This window comes from Agromyces sp. Soil535 (assembly GCF_001428255.1).
In the GTDB taxonomy this organism is placed as follows: Bacteria; Actinomycetota; Actinomycetes; order Actinomycetales; family Microbacteriaceae; genus Agromyces.
Genome location: NZ_LMRW01000010.1, coordinates 42,212 through 58,870, shown reverse-complemented (window position 1 = coordinate 58,870; position 16,659 = coordinate 42,212). Strand labels below are relative to the sequence as shown.

The 16,659-nt window shown below is 68.6% G+C and carries 15 protein-coding genes and 2 tRNA genes; 3 read left to right on the top strand and 14 right to left on the bottom strand.

Translation table 11 applies throughout. The features are described 5' to 3' along the window. Positions 1-235: 235 nt before the first annotated feature. From ASG80_RS08930 to ASG80_RS08900, 7 genes are all read right to left on the bottom strand, one after another. On the bottom strand, positions 236-949 hold the full coding sequence (locus ASG80_RS08930; protein ID WP_056729826.1) for a hypothetical protein: 714 nt from the start codon (positions 947-949) through the stop codon (positions 236-238). Continuing rightward, the gene (locus ASG80_RS08925; protein WP_056729825.1) at positions 937-2,628 is read right to left on the bottom strand and encodes a serine/threonine-protein kinase; all 1,692 of its coding nucleotides are present in this window, start codon (positions 2,626-2,628) and stop codon (positions 937-939) included. Before ASG80_RS08925 ends, ASG80_RS08930 begins: the two co-directional genes overlap by 13 nt. Further along, complete coding sequence (locus ASG80_RS08920) at positions 2,628-3,740, bottom strand: FHA domain-containing protein (RefSeq protein ID WP_056729824.1); 1,113 nt, start codon at positions 3,738-3,740, stop codon at positions 2,628-2,630. The genes ASG80_RS08925 and ASG80_RS08920 overlap by 1 nt, the downstream gene beginning before the upstream one ends. Then, entirely contained in the window at positions 3,721-4,617 is an 897-nt protein-coding gene (locus tag ASG80_RS08915) for a PP2C family serine/threonine-protein phosphatase (protein ID WP_235508251.1), read from the bottom strand. Before ASG80_RS08915 ends, ASG80_RS08920 begins: the two co-directional genes overlap by 20 nt. Positions 4,618-4,746: 129 nt before the next feature. After that, complete coding sequence (locus tag ASG80_RS08910; protein ID WP_056729823.1) at positions 4,747-5,790, bottom strand: TerC/Alx family metal homeostasis membrane protein; 1,044 nt, start codon at positions 5,788-5,790, stop codon at positions 4,747-4,749. A gap of 300 nt (positions 5,791-6,090) precedes the next feature. Further along, positions 6,091-6,163 (bottom strand) — tRNA-Glu (locus ASG80_RS08905). A gap of 77 nt (positions 6,164-6,240) precedes the next feature. Continuing rightward, the gene (locus tag ASG80_RS08900; RefSeq protein ID WP_056729822.1) at positions 6,241-7,143 is read right to left on the bottom strand and encodes a diacylglycerol kinase family protein; all 903 of its coding nucleotides are present in this window, start codon (positions 7,141-7,143) and stop codon (positions 6,241-6,243) included. Positions 7,144-7,204: 61 nt separating this feature from the next. On the opposite strand from ASG80_RS08900, the gene ASG80_RS08895 reads away from it, so the two are divergent. Continuing rightward, positions 7,205-7,843, top strand: coding sequence for an MBL fold metallo-hydrolase (locus ASG80_RS08895; RefSeq protein WP_056729851.1), 639 nt, complete (start codon positions 7,205-7,207; stop codon positions 7,841-7,843). 70 nt (positions 7,844-7,913) lie between these two features. Here ASG80_RS08895 and ASG80_RS08890 read toward each other — a convergent pair whose 3' ends face one another. Together ASG80_RS08890 and ASG80_RS08885 are read right to left on the bottom strand one after the other, a co-directional pair. Continuing rightward, positions 7,914-10,262: a transglycosylase domain-containing protein gene (locus ASG80_RS08890; protein WP_082590008.1), complete on the bottom strand. Its 2,349-nt coding sequence runs from the start codon at positions 10,260-10,262 to the stop codon at positions 7,914-7,916. Positions 10,263-10,429: 167 nt separating this feature from the next. After that, positions 10,430-11,272, bottom strand: a complete 843-nt coding sequence (locus tag ASG80_RS08885) for a class II glutamine amidotransferase (protein WP_056729850.1) — start codon at positions 11,270-11,272, stop codon at positions 10,430-10,432. A gap of 387 nt (positions 11,273-11,659) precedes the next feature. Here ASG80_RS08885 and ASG80_RS08880 point away from each other — a divergent pair, with 387 nt between their 5' ends. Together ASG80_RS08880 and ASG80_RS23500 are read left to right on the top strand one after the other, a co-directional pair. After that, complete coding sequence (locus ASG80_RS08880; protein WP_056729820.1) at positions 11,660-11,857, top strand: hypothetical protein; 198 nt, start codon at positions 11,660-11,662, stop codon at positions 11,855-11,857. A 791-nt stretch (positions 11,858-12,648) separates the two neighbouring features. Further along, positions 12,649-12,936, top strand: a complete 288-nt coding sequence (locus tag ASG80_RS23500) for a hypothetical protein (protein WP_156401733.1) — start codon at positions 12,649-12,651, stop codon at positions 12,934-12,936. A 252-nt stretch (positions 12,937-13,188) separates the two neighbouring features. Here ASG80_RS23500 and ASG80_RS08870 read toward each other — a convergent pair whose 3' ends face one another. From ASG80_RS08870 to gltX, 5 genes are all read right to left on the bottom strand, one after another. After that, positions 13,189-13,557: a hypothetical protein gene (locus ASG80_RS08870; protein WP_056729818.1), complete on the bottom strand. Its 369-nt coding sequence runs from the start codon at positions 13,555-13,557 to the stop codon at positions 13,189-13,191. Between the two features lie 264 nt (positions 13,558-13,821). Beyond that, complete coding sequence (locus ASG80_RS24875; RefSeq protein WP_369816239.1) at positions 13,822-13,908, bottom strand: hypothetical protein; 87 nt, start codon at positions 13,906-13,908, stop codon at positions 13,822-13,824. A 15-nt stretch (positions 13,909-13,923) separates the two neighbouring features. Next, entirely contained in the window at positions 13,924-14,526 is a 603-nt protein-coding gene (locus ASG80_RS08865) for a hypothetical protein (protein WP_056729817.1), read from the bottom strand. 416 nt (positions 14,527-14,942) lie between these two features. Next, positions 14,943-15,017: transfer RNA gene (locus tag ASG80_RS08860), tRNA-Gln, on the bottom strand. 100 nt (positions 15,018-15,117) lie between these two features. Then, on the bottom strand, positions 15,118-16,632 hold the full coding sequence (gltX, locus tag ASG80_RS08855) for a glutamate--tRNA ligase (RefSeq protein ID WP_056729816.1): 1,515 nt from the start codon (positions 16,630-16,632) through the stop codon (positions 15,118-15,120). Positions 16,633-16,659 lie beyond the last annotated feature (27 nt).

Here is a 16,659-nt window from a genome sequence, read left to right as displayed (position 1 = left end):
CCTGGGAGCAAGGTCGAGCTGTTCGCGGCGATCCGCCGGGACTCGGTGCCGGTTGGATGGGAGATCGATCGCGCTGGCCATCTGCGTGCTATGCCAGCTCCTGACAAGTGTCCTGAGACAGATCGCCCCTCCGGCGTGACAGCTCCAGCGAGAAAAGCCCAGGTCAGCGACTTCGCGATCTGACAACTGTCGCGAGATCCGACACCCGTGGGGAACACGGTCGTGATCGGTACGGCTATCCGCCGGCGCCCGCGTCGTCTCGGTCGAGCAGGGCGAGATCGTCGGCGCTCACGAGCCGCGTCGCCACAGCGTATTCCACGAGCCGTGCCCGTCGGTTCGTCGCGAGCCTCCCACGACCGCCCCGCAGGCCGTCGACGCCGATCTTGTCGAGCTTCTCGCAGACGTTGTCGAGCTTGCGATTGAACGTCGTCATGCTCCATCCGAGCCGTGCAGCGGCCTCCGCCGAGGTCGGCACCACCGCGCGTCCGGCCGCGGGCTGCGCCAGCACATGCTCGGCGAGCGCGACCACGAGGAGCCGCTGGCTCGTCGTGAGGTTCACCGGCAGGATCGTGGTGCCGCCGTCGGCCGGCTTCGCGGTGAGCGACGTGTTGTAGAAGTCCTCCTCCGCGTGCACCGTGAAGTCGTACGTCGTCGATCCGGCGCTGAACATCACGTGCACGGTCTGGAACACGAGCGGGAGCTTCGCGCCGGGTGCCACCCACGCCTGCACGCTGCCCGTGGCATCCGACACCGTGGCCGACAGGAGCTGGCCGACGTTCGAGAGCCACCACAGCCCGAACTCCGACGACAGCGTGAGGAACGTGCGGTGCAGGTAGGGGTTGTCGTCGATGGTCAGGTCGGATTCGCGGCCGATCGTGAACGGCTCACCCTCCTCGACGGTGTACCACTCCCCGCAGAACTCCACCTTGAGCGGCCTCACGGCGTGCACTCCGTCACCGGCTCCGAGGTCTTGCTGCCCCGCTGCACCTGCACCTCGATGCACACGCGCTGTCCGGCGCCCACGTCGGCGACGACGATCGTCGGCCCGTCGGCCACCTCGGTCGACCCCGAGCCGTCGGCTCGGTGCCATCGATAGCGGTCGCCGTCCTCGGGGTCGGCGTGGGACACCGGGAACGTCACGCTGGCGCCATCGGACGAGCGGATGCCGGGTTCCACCACGGGGGCGGGCACCGTCGCCGCGAGGATCGCGTCCTCTGCGGAGGGTGCGGTCGTCGGGTCGGGCGGGCCCTGCTGCATGGTGCCCGAGAGGGCCACGGCGATGCCGATCGCACCGACCACCACGACGCCGGCGGCGATGCCGACGACCGAACCGACACGCGAACGCCGCGGCGCGACCGTGCGCGTCTCGACGGCGACCGCATCGGCGCCTGCGCCTCGCGATCGCCCGTGCGTGGCGTTCACCGGCGCCGGACCCACCGGCGTGGAGCGCACGGGCCGCACGATCGTCTCGTCGCCGGGGTCGGGCTGCGAAGGTGCGCTCCGGGTGGCCGGGCCTCGGAGGACGCTGCCCTCGTCGGGCGTCGGCCCCGGATCGATCATGGGCTGCGCGTCGACCTGCTGCGGTTCGCGCACCCGCGTGGCGTCCTCGTCGGCCCGCGGCACGGGGCGCGGCTGCGCCTCGACCGAGCGCACCGCGCGGGCACGCGTGGCATCCGCGTCGTCGTCGGCGACCGTCGTGCGCTCCGACGCGAGGTTGGGCACTTCGATCGTCGTCGCCGCGTACCCGAGCTCGAGCTCGACGCGCTGCAGCGCGCGGGCGAATTCGATCGCGCTCGGGTACCGGTCGGCACGACGCTTGGCCATGCCCTTCGCGAGCACGGACGCCAGGCTGCGCGGCACGTCGGCGCGATCGATGGGCGTGATCGCGCCGCGCTCGATGCGGCCGATGAGGTCGAGCGAGCCGTTGGGGCGGCCCGGGATCTCGAACGGCGTGCGCCCGGCGAGCAGGGAGTGCACCGTCGCGGCCAGCGAGAAGACGTCGCTGCGCTGGTCGGGCTTCGGCTCGTCTTCGAACATCTCGGGCGGCGACCACGGCACGCTCATGCCGACGGCCGACTGCCCCGACGAGGTCGACGACCCGTCGATCGGGGAGGTGACCGTGTGCACCGGGAGCTCGCCCTCGAGGTTCGAGGAGATGCCGAAGTCGGTGAGCGCGGGCCATCCGTAGTCGTTGGTGAGCACGTTGGCGGGCTTGATGTCGCGATGCAGGATGCCGGCGGCGTGCGCCGTGGCGACCGCTCCCGCGAGCCGGATGCCGGTGCGCAGTGCGTCCTCGACCGCGAACCGCTCCCGCTTGTACCGCTCGGCGAGGCTCGGACCGGAGCAGTACTCCATGACGAAGTACGGCCGCCCGTCGCCCGAGACGTCGGCGTGGAAGATCGTGACGATGAACGGGTGCGCGCTCAGCTGCGCCATGAGGTTCGCCTCGGCGACGAACTGCGCGCGCGTGTCACGGCCGAGCTCCTCGGTGAGCAGCACCTTCACGGCGACCCGGCGTCGCGGCAGCCGCTGCTCGTAGAGGAACACGTCGGCGAAACCGCCGGAGCCCAGCAGCTGCAGCGGCGTGTATCCGGGCAGCTCGGGCGGGGTGGACGGCGCGCGGCGCATCACGCTCCGATCACCTGGATGGTCCAGCCGCCGCCGAGGTCGACGACCGTGCCTGCCAGCACCGGAGTGGGGTCGCCGGCGCGGAGCTTCACGGGCGGCTTGCCCGGTGCGACCACGTGGGTGCCGTTGCGCGAGTGCAGGTCGGTCACGACGACCGTGTCGCCCTCCACCGCGACCCGCAGGTGGTTGCGGGAGATGTCGGGGTCTCCGGCGCCGAGGGTGATGAGCCGCGGGATGCGACCTCCGGACACCTGGCTGACACTCGGCGCCCGACCGAGCACGACCTCGTGCCCGATCGCCTCGACCGATCCGTCGGGCATGCGAAGGCTCGACGACGCGGGCGGTACGGTGACGCCGCCCGCCGGCGTGGCCTCGCCGCCGCGGGACGCCCGCTCGGCGCGGAGTCGCCGCAGGTCGACGCTGGCGACGGTGAGTCCGTCGTGGTCGCCGTCGTACGGGGCAGGGGGCGCCTCCGGCAGCGCCGGCGTCGCATGCGGGGGCGTCGACGGGCCGGCGACCGTGTCCTCCGCCGGCACGATGGTCTGCTCGGCGAGCGCGGCCGGCGGTGCGGGGAAGGTCGGCACGATCGGGCTGGGCACGGATGCCGCAGGCACGGGCGCCACCGGCACGGCCGGCACGGATGCCGCGGTCGGCATACGCACTGGCGCGACCGGCTCGCGATCGCCCGAGCTCACGGCTTCGGCGTGCACCACGCCCTCCACCAGCGGCAGTCGACCCGCGGCGGCATCCGGCGAGGCGCCCTCGACTTCGACCTGGATCTCGGCGTCGCCGACCTCGACCATCCGCTCCGCCCACGTGGACACGCCAACGCCGGAGACCGTGACATCGCCGGCGCGCACCGAGAGTGCTCCGCGCACGACGACGCGTGCGGATCCGCCGTCGGCGTCCCGGACGACGAGTGCGAACGGCGGCGTCGCCGCCAGGCCGTTCGCGGCGAGGGCGTCGAGCACCTTCGGGGTGGGATCGGACTCGACGAGGTTGGGCCAGAGCGCGGCGACCTCGGCAGCGGAGTCCGACGGCGCCACTAGGACGACGCCGCCGCGCACCGCGGCGAGCCACCCCGCTGCAGGATCAGGCCGATACGTCGCCATGCTCGCCTTCCCCGGTACGCGGCGTGGTGTCCTCGGCGGCGCCGGACAGCGAGTCCGCCCGGTCGCGCGTGGTCTCGTCGTCGTCGTCGCCGTCGGAGCCGAGCTGGGACTCCACGACGATGACGGTGACGTTGTCGCGGCCGCCGTGCTCGAGCGCCGCGTCGACGAGCACTCCGGCCAGGCCTGCGGCGTGACCGGTTTCGCCCGCGAGGAGGTGCGCGAGCCGGTCGTCGTCGACCTCCTTCGAGAGCCCGTCGGAGCAGATGAGGAATACCTGACGGCCGCCGGCGGGAATCAGCCACACGTCGGGGTCGACGACGTCGTCGGCGCCGATCGCGCGCGTGATCACGTTGCGGTCGGGGTGGCGCTCGGCCTCCTCGGGGCGGATGAGGCCCGCGTCGACGAGCTCCTGCACGGCGGAGTGGTCGACGGTCAGCTGCTCGAGGGTACGGCCGTCCCACGAGTAGACCCGCGAGTCCCCGATGTTGAAGACCATCCAGTGGAAGCCCGCGTCGTCGCCCGCATCGACGAGCACGACGCCCGTGAGCGTCGTGCCGGCCACGGCGGTGCCCTCCTCGCCTTCGGCGCTCAGGGCGCGCACCGCCTCGTTGGAGCTGTGGATCGCATCGAGCACCTGCTCGGGCGAGGACGGCCGCCCCGCCTCGATGTGGCGGCGGAACGTCTCGACCACGGCGCGGCTCGCGGCGTCGCCGCGGGCGTGCCCGCCCATGCCGTCGGCCACGAGGAACACGGGCGCCTCGGCGAGGAACGTGTCCTCGTTGACGCTGCGCACGCGCCCGACGTCGGTCTGCGCACTGTGTGCGATCACCGCGGAACCGCGCGGGAGCGGGACGATGTCCTCGCCATCAGCGGACACGGTTCTCCTCGTCGCAACTGCCACCGGGCCCCCCGGCCCGGGCGCCCCACCCAGGCGCCGCCTCCCCACGCTAGCAAGTCCCGGCGGGTGTCGCGGACCGCTGTGCACAACCGAGCCCGCCGGACGGCCTCAATGCTCGCGGCGGGCGGCGTCCTCGGTGAAGTGGGGCACCTCGTCCATGAGCTTCGCGCCCCGGCGCTTCGAGTCGACGCGGGCCTTCACGAGGCTCGCGATCGTGGCAACCGCCATCGCCACGACGATCACGCCGAGCGAGGCCCACGTGGAGATCTCGGGCGCCCACTCGAAGGGCTCGCCGCCGTTGAGGAACGGCAGCTCGTTGACGTGCAGGGCGTGCAGCACGAGCTTCACGCCGATGAACGCGAGGATGAATGCGATGCCGTACTTGAGGTACTCCAGGCGCTCGAGCAGGCCACCGAGCAGGAAGTAGAGCTGGCGCAGTCCCATGAGCGCGAACACGTTGGCTGTGAACACGATGAACGCGCTCTGGGTGATGCCGAAGATCGCGGGGATCGAGTCGAGCGCGAACAGCAGGTCGGTCGTGCCGATCGCGATGAAGACGATGAGGATCGGCGTGAACATCCGCGTGCCGTCGACGGTCGTGCGCAGCCTGATGCCGTCGTAGTCGTCGGAGATGCGGACCCTCCTGCGCAGCATCCGCACCAGCCCGCTCTCGGTCTGCTCGGCGTTCTCCTCGCGGTGCAGGAACGCCTGTTGGATGGCCGTCCACACCAGCCACGCGCCGAAGATGTAGAAGATCCAGCTGAAGTTCTCGATGAGCTGGGCGCCGAGCAGGATGAAGACGCCGCGGAAGATGAGCGCGAGGATGATGCCCACCATGAGCACTTCCTGCTGCATCTTCTTCGGTACGGCGAACCGCGCCATGATCACCACGAAGACGAACAGGTTGTCGATCGAGAGGCTGTACTCGGTGAGCCATCCGACGATGAACTGGCCGGCGTGCTCGGCGTCGCCGAGGAGGAGCATCAACAGCGCGAAGATCAGCGCGAGCCCAACGTAGAACACGACCCACAGCGTCGACTCTCGGAACGACGGGACATGCGGCCGCTTGATCACGAGGAGCAGGTCGGCGACGAGGATGAGGGTGAGGACCACGAGGGATCCGATTTCGAACCAGGCGGGGAGCTCGAGCACAGGGTGCCTTCCGGGTGAGTCGAGGGTACAGATGGACCCGAAAGTCTCTCCCGACCGCGCCACCCGGCGTGCCGCCACGACCGGAGCGGCGTCTCTGACGCTCGTATTGACGAATCGTGGCTCGGGGCCTGCGCCCCGCGGGATACTCCCCTTCGCTCGGATGAGTCTATCGGATGCCCCGGCGCCTTCCCCGACGGGATGGCACGGGATCACCGGATGCCGCACGCCGCACCGACCCCGGAAATGCCGAATGCCCTCGCCGGAGCGAGGGCATTCGGTTGGTTGTCGTATGTCAGCGCGTGACCCCAGCGGGATTTGAACCCGCGCTACCGCCGTGAGAGGGCGGCGTCCTAGGCCGCTAAACGATGGGGCCGGATCGACAACTTGAAGAGTATGACACAGGCGCAGGGCTGCCGCAAAATCGAGGCCGCCGCGGCATCCGCGCCCAGGTCAGGCGAACACGGAGAGCGCACCGGGCACCACCTCGACGTCGATCGGAAGCGCACCGATGCGCTCCCCGTCGGCGTACGCGACGATGTCGTCGGCCTCGATCGTCACCCGCCTGCCCCGCACGAACTCGACGGCAGGATGGTCGGTGTGCTCCCCCGCGAAGACCTTCGGGAACACCCGGAGCAGCCCCACCCGCGACAGCGGATGCACGATGAACACGTCGAGCACCCCGTCGGCCAGGTCGGCGTGCGGCACGATCCGCATGCCGCCGCCCAGCGACGCGTTGTTCGCCACCGAGACGAGCATCGCCTGCTGCTCGCGGCGCACGCCGTCGATGGTGATCGTGTAGGTGCGCGGGCGGAAGGTGGCGAGCTCCCGCACCAGGGCGATCGTGTACCGGCTCGGGCCGTGCGGCCGCGACATCCGGTTCGCCCGCTCGTTCACGACGGCGTCGAACCCGGTCGAGACGACGACCGCGAACCACGTGCGCAGCTCGCCGTGCCGGATCACGCCGGCATCGATCGACCGCGGCTCCCGGGCGAGGGCGGCGATGAGCGCTTCGGTGGCCGCAGCCGGGTCGTCGTGCGGGATGCCGAGCCCGCGAGCGAGGTCGTTGCCCGTGCCGGCCGCGACGATGCCGAGCGGGACGCCCGTCTGCGCCACGAGGTTCACGCCGAGCGAGACCATTCCGTCGCCGCCGACGACCACGAGACCGTCGGTGCCCTGCGCGAACGCCGACTCGGTCTCGCGCCGCAGCAGCTCGAAGTTCGCCTCGCGGAGCATCGACACCTCGTAGCCCTCGGCCACCAGGCGCTCCGCGACCGCGGGACCGACCGCGCGGTTGCGACCGAACGAGGCCGCCGGGTTGACGGCCACGAGGAGGCGCAGGGGGGCTCGGATCATGGAGCGATTCTGGCAGGCGCCGGGCTTGCGTGCCGACCGGCGGGCGGTGTTGGCTCGACGCATGCGACTCACGAAGCTCGAACACGCCGCACTCGTCGTCGACGACTCGGGCGACAAGCTCTACATCGACCCTGGCAAGTTCACCACGCCCATCACCGAGTCGGCGGGCGCCGTCGCCATCGTCATCACCCACGAGCATGACGACCACTGGACGCCCGAGCAGCTCCGGCGCATCATCGCCGCGAATCCCGACGTGCGCATCCTCGGCCCCTCGGGCGTCGCCGCCGCGGCATCCGGGTTCCCGGTCGAGACGGTGTCGGCCGGCGACGAGGTCGAGGCCGGCCCGTTCCGGCTGCGGTTCTTCGGCGGCCTGCACGCGCAGATCCACCCGTCCATCCCGATCATCGACAACCTCGGCGTGCTCGTGGACGACGCGCTGTACTACGCCGGCGACTCCTTCACGGTGCCAGAGGGCGTCGCGGTGGAGGTGCTCGCCGCTCCTGCAGGGGCGCCGTGGATGAAGATCAGCGAGGCGATGGACTACATCATGGCGGTCGCGCCGAAGCGCGCGTTCCCCACGCACGAGATGCTGCTCTCGCAGGCCGGCAAGGCGCTCTCGAACACGCGCCTCGGCTGGGCGACCGAGCAGGGCGGCGGCGAGTACCTGCCGCTGCAACCGGGCGACTCGATCGACTTCTGACGCGACGGATGCCGCGCCCGTCGTGGGGCGACGGCCGACCCGACCTCGTCGTCGGGACGGCCGTCGTCGCTCAGCCCGGTCTGCCGCCGTTGCCGTTCCCGTTCCCGTTGCCGTTGCCGTTCCCGGGCCCCTGCTCGGGCGCCTGGTCTTGCGGTGCGGCCGGCTGCGGGGCACCACTGGACGGCGCCACCGGCCCGAGCCCCGCCTCCGTGAACGGATCGCCGCCGTACTTCGCGGCCGCCACCGACATCACGATCGGCCACATCCGGTGCCTGGCGGTCGCGGCCTGGCCGCTGCTGAACCTGATCCCGCGCTGGTTCGCCTCGCCGTTCACGCTGACCACGGCGGCGACCGTGGCGACCTTCGAGCTCGACCCGACCATCCAGGTGTCCTTGGCGCCGTCCGTCGTGCCGGTCTTGCCGATGAGCGGCACATGCGGAACTGTCAACCTGTTCGACTCGGTGGCCGTTCCGCCGGTCATCACGCGCCCCAGCGCGTAGTGCATCGCCGCGGCCACCTCGGGCGACACCGACTGCGCGCACGTGGACTTCGGCGCAGGGATCTCCTCGCCGTCGCGTCCGACGATGCGATCGATGGCGATCGGCGTGCACGTGACGCCGTTGTTCGCGATGCCCGCGAAGGCCACGGCCATGCTGAGCGGCGCGACCTCGTTGATGCCGATCACCGCCGCGGCGCTCTGCACGAGCGGGTCGCCGTCGGCCCGGTGCATCCCGAACGCCTCTGCCGTCTTGCGGATGCCGCAGAGATCGAGTCGCTTCGCCATGCCGATGAATCCCGTGTTGATCGAGCCGATGGTCGACTCGAGCGCGCTGTAGTTCCCACCGGACTCGTTGGCGTCATTCCTCGGCGCCCAGTGCTCGCTGTCGTAGTTCTGCGGCCCGAGGCAGCTGTCCTGGAACGTGCCCCAGGCGCTCTTGGGCCGGGAATCGACGCGCTCGGCCAGCCCGTGGCCCGTCTTCAGCCACTCGGCGAGCGTGAAGATCTTGTACGACGAGCCCGGCTGGAAGCCGCGGGAACCCCCGTAGTCGAAGTCGGTGTTGTAGTTGATGCTCGTGAACTGCGGTCCGGTCTGCAGCACCGCGGGATCCTGGCTGTAGGTGCGGTTCTGGGCCATCGCGAGCACCCGGCCGGTGCCGACCTGGACACTGGAGATGACCGCGCCGACGTCCCAGCCCGGGTACGTCTGCGGCACGTTCTGCGCGATCGCCGCCTCCGCGGTGTTCTGCAGGTCGACGTCGAGCGTGGTGTACACGTCGTACCCGCCACGCCGGAAGTTGAGCATGCGGGTTTCCTCGTCCTCGCCGAAGGCGGGATCGTTCTGCAGGATGTTCTTGACGTAGTCGCAGAAGTACGCGCTGCCGCCTGCGGTCTGGCAGCCGGTGCTCGGCTCGGTGATCGCGGGCTGCACCGGCGTGGCCATCGCCTCGTCGAACTCCGCCTGCGTGATCTTCCCCTGCTCCCGCATGCTCGTGAGGATGTAGTTGCGTCGGGCGGTGTTCTCGGCGTATCCGTTTGCGACGCCGTTGGTCTCGCTGTCGGGCTTGTCGAGCTGGAACTTGACCGGGTTGTTGACGATCGCCATGAGCGAGGTCGCCTGCGCCAGCGTGAGGTTCGCGGCGGTCGTGCTGTAGTAGTAGTTCGCGGCCGCCTCGATGCCGTAGACGGTGCCGCCGAATCCGGCGATGTTCAGGTACCCCAGCAGGATCTCGTTCTTGGTGTACCGCTTCTCGACGCCGATCGCGAGGCGCATCTCCTTGAGCTTGCGATCGATCGTGGTCTCCGTGACCTTGTCGTAGCATCCGAGACGCTCCTCCTCGACGAGCAGGTGGCGCTGATCGAAGGTCAACGCCGCGACCTCGTCCTCTGTCAGCTCGTCGAGTGCGGTGACGCTGGCCATGCCCTCGCATTCCTGCACGCGCACGTTCTTCACGTACTGCTGGGCGATGGAGGAGCCGCCCTGCGTCTCACGGCCGGTGGCGGTGGTGACGGCCGCGCGGACCGTGCCCTGAAGGTCGATGCCGCCGTGCTCGTAGAACCGCGGATCCTCACCGGCGATCGCGGCATCCTTCACGTACTGGCTGATCGCGTCCCAGCCCACCTCGACGCGGTTCTGGTCGTAGAACGACGCGAGGTGCGCGATACTGCCGTCTGAGCGGGTCGCGTAGATGTTGCTCTTCTCTGAGAGCTCGCCGATCTGGAGGTAGCCGGGCAGGTTCTCGAACATGCCGATGGTGCCGGATGCCGCGATGCCGACGGTCGCGATCGCCGGCGTCACCCCCACCACGACGAGCGTGGCCGCCGCCGCGCTCGCGGCGATGAGGCCGATGAACCCGCCGAGGATTCCCAAGGGCGTCCTCGTCTCCGCGAAGTCACGGTTCCGCATGTTCCTCACGGCCATGCACTCACCCCCGAGGCCCGCGAACGTGCGGATGACGTGATGCCCGATAGGGCGGGCACCATGTTGCTTCCATCACCATGGAACCCCAGCATGCCGTCTGTGTCCAGCCTTCGACGGGACATCCGGCTCCGTGTCATGGCCTCCCGGCTACGCGGCGTCACCCCCGGCTACGCGGCGTCGGCGAGGAACGGCTGGTGGTGGTACTCCCCTGCGTCGAGGATCGCCACGGTCGATTCGGGCACTTCGATAAACGCCCCGGGCAGGTCGTTGAGCGGCTCGGAGACGACGACACGGGCGCTGCGCCCGAAGATCTTGAGCCGCTCGATGTCGGGGTACATCTCGCGCAGCGTGTCGATGTCGACGGAGTGGAAGAGCGACCGCGACCTGCCCTGCGTCGAGTAGCGGAACGCCCAGATGGTCGCGCCGTCCGAGAGCGCGATCGTGCCCTGCATGGGGAAGTTGATGCCGTGCTCGTGCCCGACCGACTCGATCATCTGCACCGCCTTCGTGATGCCCGCAATCGGGTCGTCGCTCAGGCCCAGCGTGAGCGCCAGGTGGAACAGCACCTCCGAGTCCGTCGTGCCGTGGATGTACGGATACAGCGACGGGTCGACCGCGAACACGAGGTCGCGCTTCATCTTCGCGAAGTCGGTGAGGAACCCGTTGTGCATGAACATCCAGTTCTCGTAGCGGAACGGATGGCAGTTCGACTGCTGGATCGGCGGTCCGCCCGCCGCCCGCACATGGCTGAAGAAGAGGGGGCTCTCGATCGCCTGCGTCAGCTCGCGGAGGTTCTCGTCGTTCCAGGCGGGCTCGGTGCTGTGGAAGAGCGCGGGGACGCTTCCGGCCACCGAGTCGCGCGGGTACCAGCCGAACCCGAAGCCGTCGCCGTTCACCGTCTCGGCGCCGAGGGGCGAGTTCAGCGACTGTTTGACGAGTGAATGCTGGGCGTCGAGGATCACCGTCGACGGTTGGAGTGGTTCACCCGAGTATGCAAGCCAGCGGCACATGTCGTCATCCCCCTGCACATCTGCATCGATGCGTGCCGCGGCGCGAGACACGCCGCAGGCACATCCTAGCCGCGAGCTCCGCTCGCCGCCCCCCTCGTACGGACCGTGTACCGCGAGGCCAGGCCGGGGCCGCAGTCCGACACGCCGCGCGGCCCAGTTCTGGGGGCACCGGATGCCGCGCCCGCCCGCCTACCATGTGTTCACCGCGGTCGTCGTGGCTTTCTCGCATCCGCCACCCGGCCGCGGTCTCGAGCCCATCACCCAAGGGGAACGAGGGGCTCCGACCAATTTCTCCGGGTAGGGGTCCCTCGCTTTGGGGGTGTCGTGCCGATGCCGGACGTCCGCCGCGCGTTGTAGCGCCTGTGCGCCGAGCGTACCGTCCGCCGCATGGACTGGGTGACGTGGCTTGTGATCGCCGGCGTGATCGTGATCGCGGCTGTCGGCGTGGCTCTGTGGAACCGGTTCGGAAGCCGGGGCTCACCCGTCGACCGACTGGATCAGGACGCGGCCAAGAGCGTGCGGGACGCGCAGGCGAACATCGAAAGTTACCAGGGCCCTGGCGGCGGTGACGGGATCGGCGGGTAAGCATGAAAAAAGCCCGGATCATCCGAGCTTTCGTTCATCGTGGTTCTTGCTGGGGTACCTGGACTCGAACCAAGAACAACTGAATGCATTCTCGGCCGAGCGGCTTCACTCCGGTGAAGCAGAATTCCGCAGATTTCCGCGGTGTTCATAGCCTCAACCCTACCGGCCGGTACGGGTGCGCTCGGGCTCAATCAGGTCGCGGCTGAGCGGTTTGTGATGCGTTTATGGTCAACTTGGACGGCGGTCGGCGACCAGGTCGACAGCGAAGTGATCGCGGCTCGCATGCAGGTGGCGGCTGGTTCGGCTCCTTACTGCAATGCTTGAGCCGATGGATGTCACCAAGGAGACCGTGGCCGAGGCGTACCCGCTCGCACCGGTCTAACGGCGGCGGACGTCGACGAGGTGCTCGCGCGGTTCGCGATCGACGTAGTTGTCGTCTTCTGGCGCAACTCGCCGGTTGAGGACGCGCACGCAGGACCGGACAGCCGAATGTCGGACGGCGAGATGCTGCGGGTTAACAGCGAGGCGACCGCGGTCGTTCTAAACCTCCTTGACGAGTGGCGCGACCAATGGGGCGACTTCGACTCGATCGATGAGATCACGCAGGAAGCCTTCGAGGAGTTGCTAGACCTTATCGTCGACGAGTTCATGGATGACGAGCGTGAGCTGCCGACAAGGCTCACCGTCGCTGAGCAGCTCGGTGGGCATCTCAGCGAGTACTTCGATCACGTCGAGGAGTACGACCACAGACTGCGCACGCTCGCCTTGGGTATCACGCCTCCCGTGCGATCATGGCCGTCGACTTCCTCTCACTGGACAGCGGCGACGGCTGGTGGGGTTCGCGGGAGTGGCCTTCAATTGTCGAGGGTTTCGTCGCACGCCTCGACGATCCGGCCGATCCGTTCTGGGAAATCAAGGGCGCCCGCGAAGCGCTCGCCAACGCGCCGACCGAGGTGAAAGACCGCGACGCACTGTCCGAGGCGCTGCTGGAAGCGCCGTGGACACTGTCGACCGAAGTATGCAGTTGGCTTATCCGCGTTGGCATCGGATATGTGCGCTTCGACCGGAGAGAGGATTAGCTATTCCCAAGCCTCGATGCTCGCGTCGACCGTGCGGAGGCTGGGACTACTCGAATCGACCGCGGACGTCTCAGGCCAGCGATCGGCAGACTTCGCCCCGTTGAGGCCGAACTCCCTGGGGCTTTCGTGCTTGACTGGACCGATGTCGATCACGATGACGCGGCTCGCATCCGCGGGCTCTCGTCTCCGTGTGGGACCCGGCCTGGGTGTTCGTCTGTCCACCTGGTGGTCGCGATCGTCACGCCAGCATCGTCAGGGGCTGAACTCGATCCAGTCGAGGGCGGGGGCGAAGAACTCGCCGGTGCTGATTGCCCCGCCTACGCAGGCGGTTGCGCGCCATAGTCGCGCCCTAATCACCAATACCCCGAGGATTCCGATGGCGATGGGCAAGCCCAGCCAGAGAACATAGAGTTTGACGTTCGACCACAACGAGTAGTCTTTATCGTTCTCTTTCTTCGCATCTGCCCGCAACTGTGCTGTCGTTTTGCTTGCCGACCGCGGGAACACCAACACGTCTATCTGCGCTCGGGTCTTGCCCATGAGCGCGGTGTGGAAGCGGTTTCGCTCATATTGCTTGCAACTCAGCGCAGTCGCCACTGCACTCAACACGACGACGACCACGCCGGCCGATGTGTCGGCCGAGTCGAGGCCATCGACCCCCGCGATGCAAAGACAGCGGCTGCCATACCAGTCAGCCTGCCGGTCACAGTTGCTCGGAGCTTCTCGTGCTGTCCGGCTTGAGTTGCCTGCTCGTCGTAGTAGCGCCAGAGGGCATCGACCTGGTCAGATGATCCGTCCATTCCAACCCCTTCGCAGATTGTGTGACAGAGCACAAGGGAACGCATCCGCTGGTGATGCGCGGCCCCAGCTTGTCAGATTGATCCCTCAGCGGTTCGCGAACTCGAGAATGATATCCGCGTGGCACGCCTGATCTTCGGAGCAGCAGCAGGCACGGTTCATGCCGCGCAGCACCGATCGAGCCGCTGGTCAGATCGTTGCACTGTCGATCCCAGGGTGAGGCGCGGAGCCGGCAGGTGCGAGTTCCTCCCTCACCTTCCGGTGGGCTGCGGGGATCTGAACAATTACTCGAACAAACCATGTGGCGTACAGGATGAGGAAGCCGAGAAGGGCCACGACACCGATGATGCGCGCGACGGAAGTTGTGTCGCCGAAGTCCAGAAGAAGGAATGGTACGGCGGTGGCCCCGCACGCGATCGCCCATCCCAACAGCACCCAGTTCAATCCGGTGAACATCACGTGGATCGAGCGCCGTGACCGTGCGAGAGCGCCCACCGCCGCAACTTCCTCACGAGCGGCGAACGCCGCCACGACGGGGTTGTCTGATTTCTCACGGATCGCCTGCCATCTCGTCCACCGGTGGTAGGAATCGGTGGATCGGAAGAACTGAAAGACTGCAACGATCGCTCCGAGGGCGGCAGCGACCGCAGCAGCCGCAGTCCAGATGGTGGCGTCCATGTCGAGAGCGTACCGGGCCGCGCCCAACACCCTCGCGCCAACGCCGTTCCTGCTCGTTGTAGCATCGACGGCCGTCCTGACGACACACTCGATCGTGCCGCTGTCAAGTTCCATTGCCCGTTCGTTCCAACCGCTCGCCCCTTGGACCTCGCCAATATCGGTGGAATCTGACTTCGTGTGTATCGACCCATCACTGAGCCAGCCTCCACTTGGGAATTTCAGGAGCAGCGTTGCAAGCACTCATTGACCTTCGTTGTCCGACTTCTGGATTCTCAAACTGACCTGAAACAGCTCGAACCCACCGCGGGGTGCAGATCATCGAACTTCGGACTCGAACCAAGAACGTCGCGGCCTGCACTCGTACAGTCGCTTCGTCGGAACGGTCGGAGACGGCGGTTCGGTTGGATTCCGGGCGCAAAAGGTTTGCGCGCCTCGGCGAGCTGTCCCGTCTGGGCGGAGGCTAGTTGAAATCAGACACCGGCCGTCTCGCTGTGAAAAGCAAAACCCCCCGGTGACCGGGGGGTTTCGACTGGCTGGGGTACCTGGACTCGAACCAAGAACAACTGAACCAGAATCAGCCGTGTTGCCAATTACACCATACCCCAATGGCCTGGAACCGAAGCCCCGGGCCGACACGCAACTCTAGCCTACGCACCGCACCCCGACCAAACTGAGGAGGGGCTCGGCGGGCGGGCCGTCGGCGCGTCAGCCGAGCGTGGTCGCGAGCCGGTCGACGCGCTCGATCGAGTCGATCTTGCCGAGGATCTGCATCGACTCGAAGAGCGGCGGTGAGACCCGACGCCCCGAGATCGCGGTGCGCACCGGGCCGAACGCGACCCGCGGCTTCAGCCCCAGGCCGTCGACGAGGGCGCCGCGCAGCGCCTCCTCGATCTGGTCGTGGATCCACGCGTCGGCGGGCAGCCGGTCGAGCGCGTCGCGGGCCGCGGCGAGCACCGCGGGCGCGTCGGCGGGCAGCGCGTCGAGCGCGTCGAGGTCGAACTCGAGGCCGGCGGCATCCGTGAAGAGGAAGCCGAGCATGCCGGGAGCCTCGCCGAGCAGGCCGATGCGCTCCTGCACGAGCGGGGCCGCCTCGACGAGCACCGCCTCCTGCCCGGGGGTGATCGGCGTCTCGACCGCGCCGGCCGCCTGGAGGTACGGCACGGTGCGGGCGGTGAACTCTCCCACGTCGAGCCGGCGGATGTGGTCGCCGTTGATGGCCTCGGCCTTCTTCAGGTCGAAGCGGGCCGGGTTCGGGTTGACGTTCGCGACGTCGAACGCCTCGACCAGCTCTTCCCGGCTGAACACGTCGCGATCGGCCGAGTAGCCCCAGCCGAGGAGGGCAAGGTAGTTGACGAGGCCCTCGGGGATGAACCCGCGGTCGCGGTGGTGGAAGAGGTTCGACTCGGGATCGCGCTTTGACAGCTTCTTGTTGCCCTCGCCCATGACGTACGGCAGGTGCCCGAACCGGGGCACGAACGTGGTCACGCCGATGTCGATGAGCGCGTGGTACAACGCGATCTGCCGCGGTGTCGACGAGAGCAGGTCCTCGCCGCGGAGCACGTGCGTGATGCCCATGAGCGCGTCGTCGACCGGGTTCACGAGCGTGTAGAGGGGCGCGCCGTTGGGACGCACCACCACGAAGTCGGTGGTCGAGCCGGCCGGGAAGTCGATGCGGCCCCGCACGAGGTCGTCGAAGCCGAGGTCGACGTCGGGCACCCGCAGCCGCAGGGCGGGCTCGCGACCCTCGGCGCGGAACGCCGCGCGCTCGGCGTCGGTGAGGTCGCGGTCGAAGTTGTCGTACCCGAGCTGCTTGGGCCGGCCGGCGGCCTCGTTGCGCGCGTCGATCTCGTCGGCGGTCGAGTAGCTCTCGTACACGTGCCCGGATGCCTTCAGCCGCTCGACGACGGCGGCGTAGATCCCGCCGCGCTGCGACTGCCGGTAGGGCCCGTGGGGGCCGCCTGTGCCGACGCCCTCGTCCCAGTCGAGGCCGAGCCACGTGAGCGCGTCGAGGAGCTGCTCGTAGCTCTCCTCGCTGTCGCGCGCGGCATCCGTGTCCTCGATTCGGAAGACGAACGTGCCGCCGGTGTGCCGGGCGTACGCCCAGTTGAAGAGGGCCGTGCGCACGAGGCCGACGTGCGGCGTGCCGGTGGGTGACGGGCAGAAGCGCACGCGGACATCGGTGCCGGCCGCGGACGTGGTGGGGTGGGCTGTCTCTGACATACCCTTCAATGCTATCGAGCGGGGAAG

Bases quoted from the DNA above. Each gene is read 5' to 3' on its own strand.
- ASG80_RS08925 (WP_056729825.1), bottom strand. From the start codon at position 2,628: ATGCGCCGCGCGCCGTCCACCCCGCCCGAGCTGCCCGGATACACGCCG.
- ASG80_RS08920 (WP_056729824.1), bottom strand. From the start codon at position 3,740: ATGGCGACGTATCGGCCTGATCCTGCAGCGGGGTGGCTCGCCGCGGTG.
- ASG80_RS08900 (WP_056729822.1), bottom strand. From the start codon at position 7,143: ATGATCCGAGCCCCCCTGCGCCTCCTCGTGGCCGTCAACCCGGCGGCC.
- ASG80_RS08895 (WP_056729851.1), top strand. From the start codon at position 7,205: ATGCGACTCACGAAGCTCGAACACGCCGCACTCGTCGTCGACGACTCG.
- ASG80_RS08890 (WP_082590008.1), bottom strand. From the start codon at position 10,262: ATGGCCGTGAGGAACATGCGGAACCGTGACTTCGCGGAGACGAGGACG.
- ASG80_RS08885 (WP_056729850.1), bottom strand. From the start codon at position 11,272: ATGTGCCGCTGGCTTGCATACTCGGGTGAACCACTCCAACCGTCGACG.
- ASG80_RS08880 (WP_056729820.1), top strand. From the start codon at position 11,660: ATGGACTGGGTGACGTGGCTTGTGATCGCCGGCGTGATCGTGATCGCG.
- ASG80_RS23500 (WP_156401733.1), top strand. From the start codon at position 12,649: ATGGCCGTCGACTTCCTCTCACTGGACAGCGGCGACGGCTGGTGGGGT.
- ASG80_RS08865 (WP_056729817.1), bottom strand. From the start codon at position 14,526: ATGGAACTTGACAGCGGCACGATCGAGTGTGTCGTCAGGACGGCCGTC.
- gltX (WP_056729816.1), bottom strand. From the start codon at position 16,632: ATGTCAGAGACAGCCCACCCCACCACGTCCGCGGCCGGCACCGATGTC.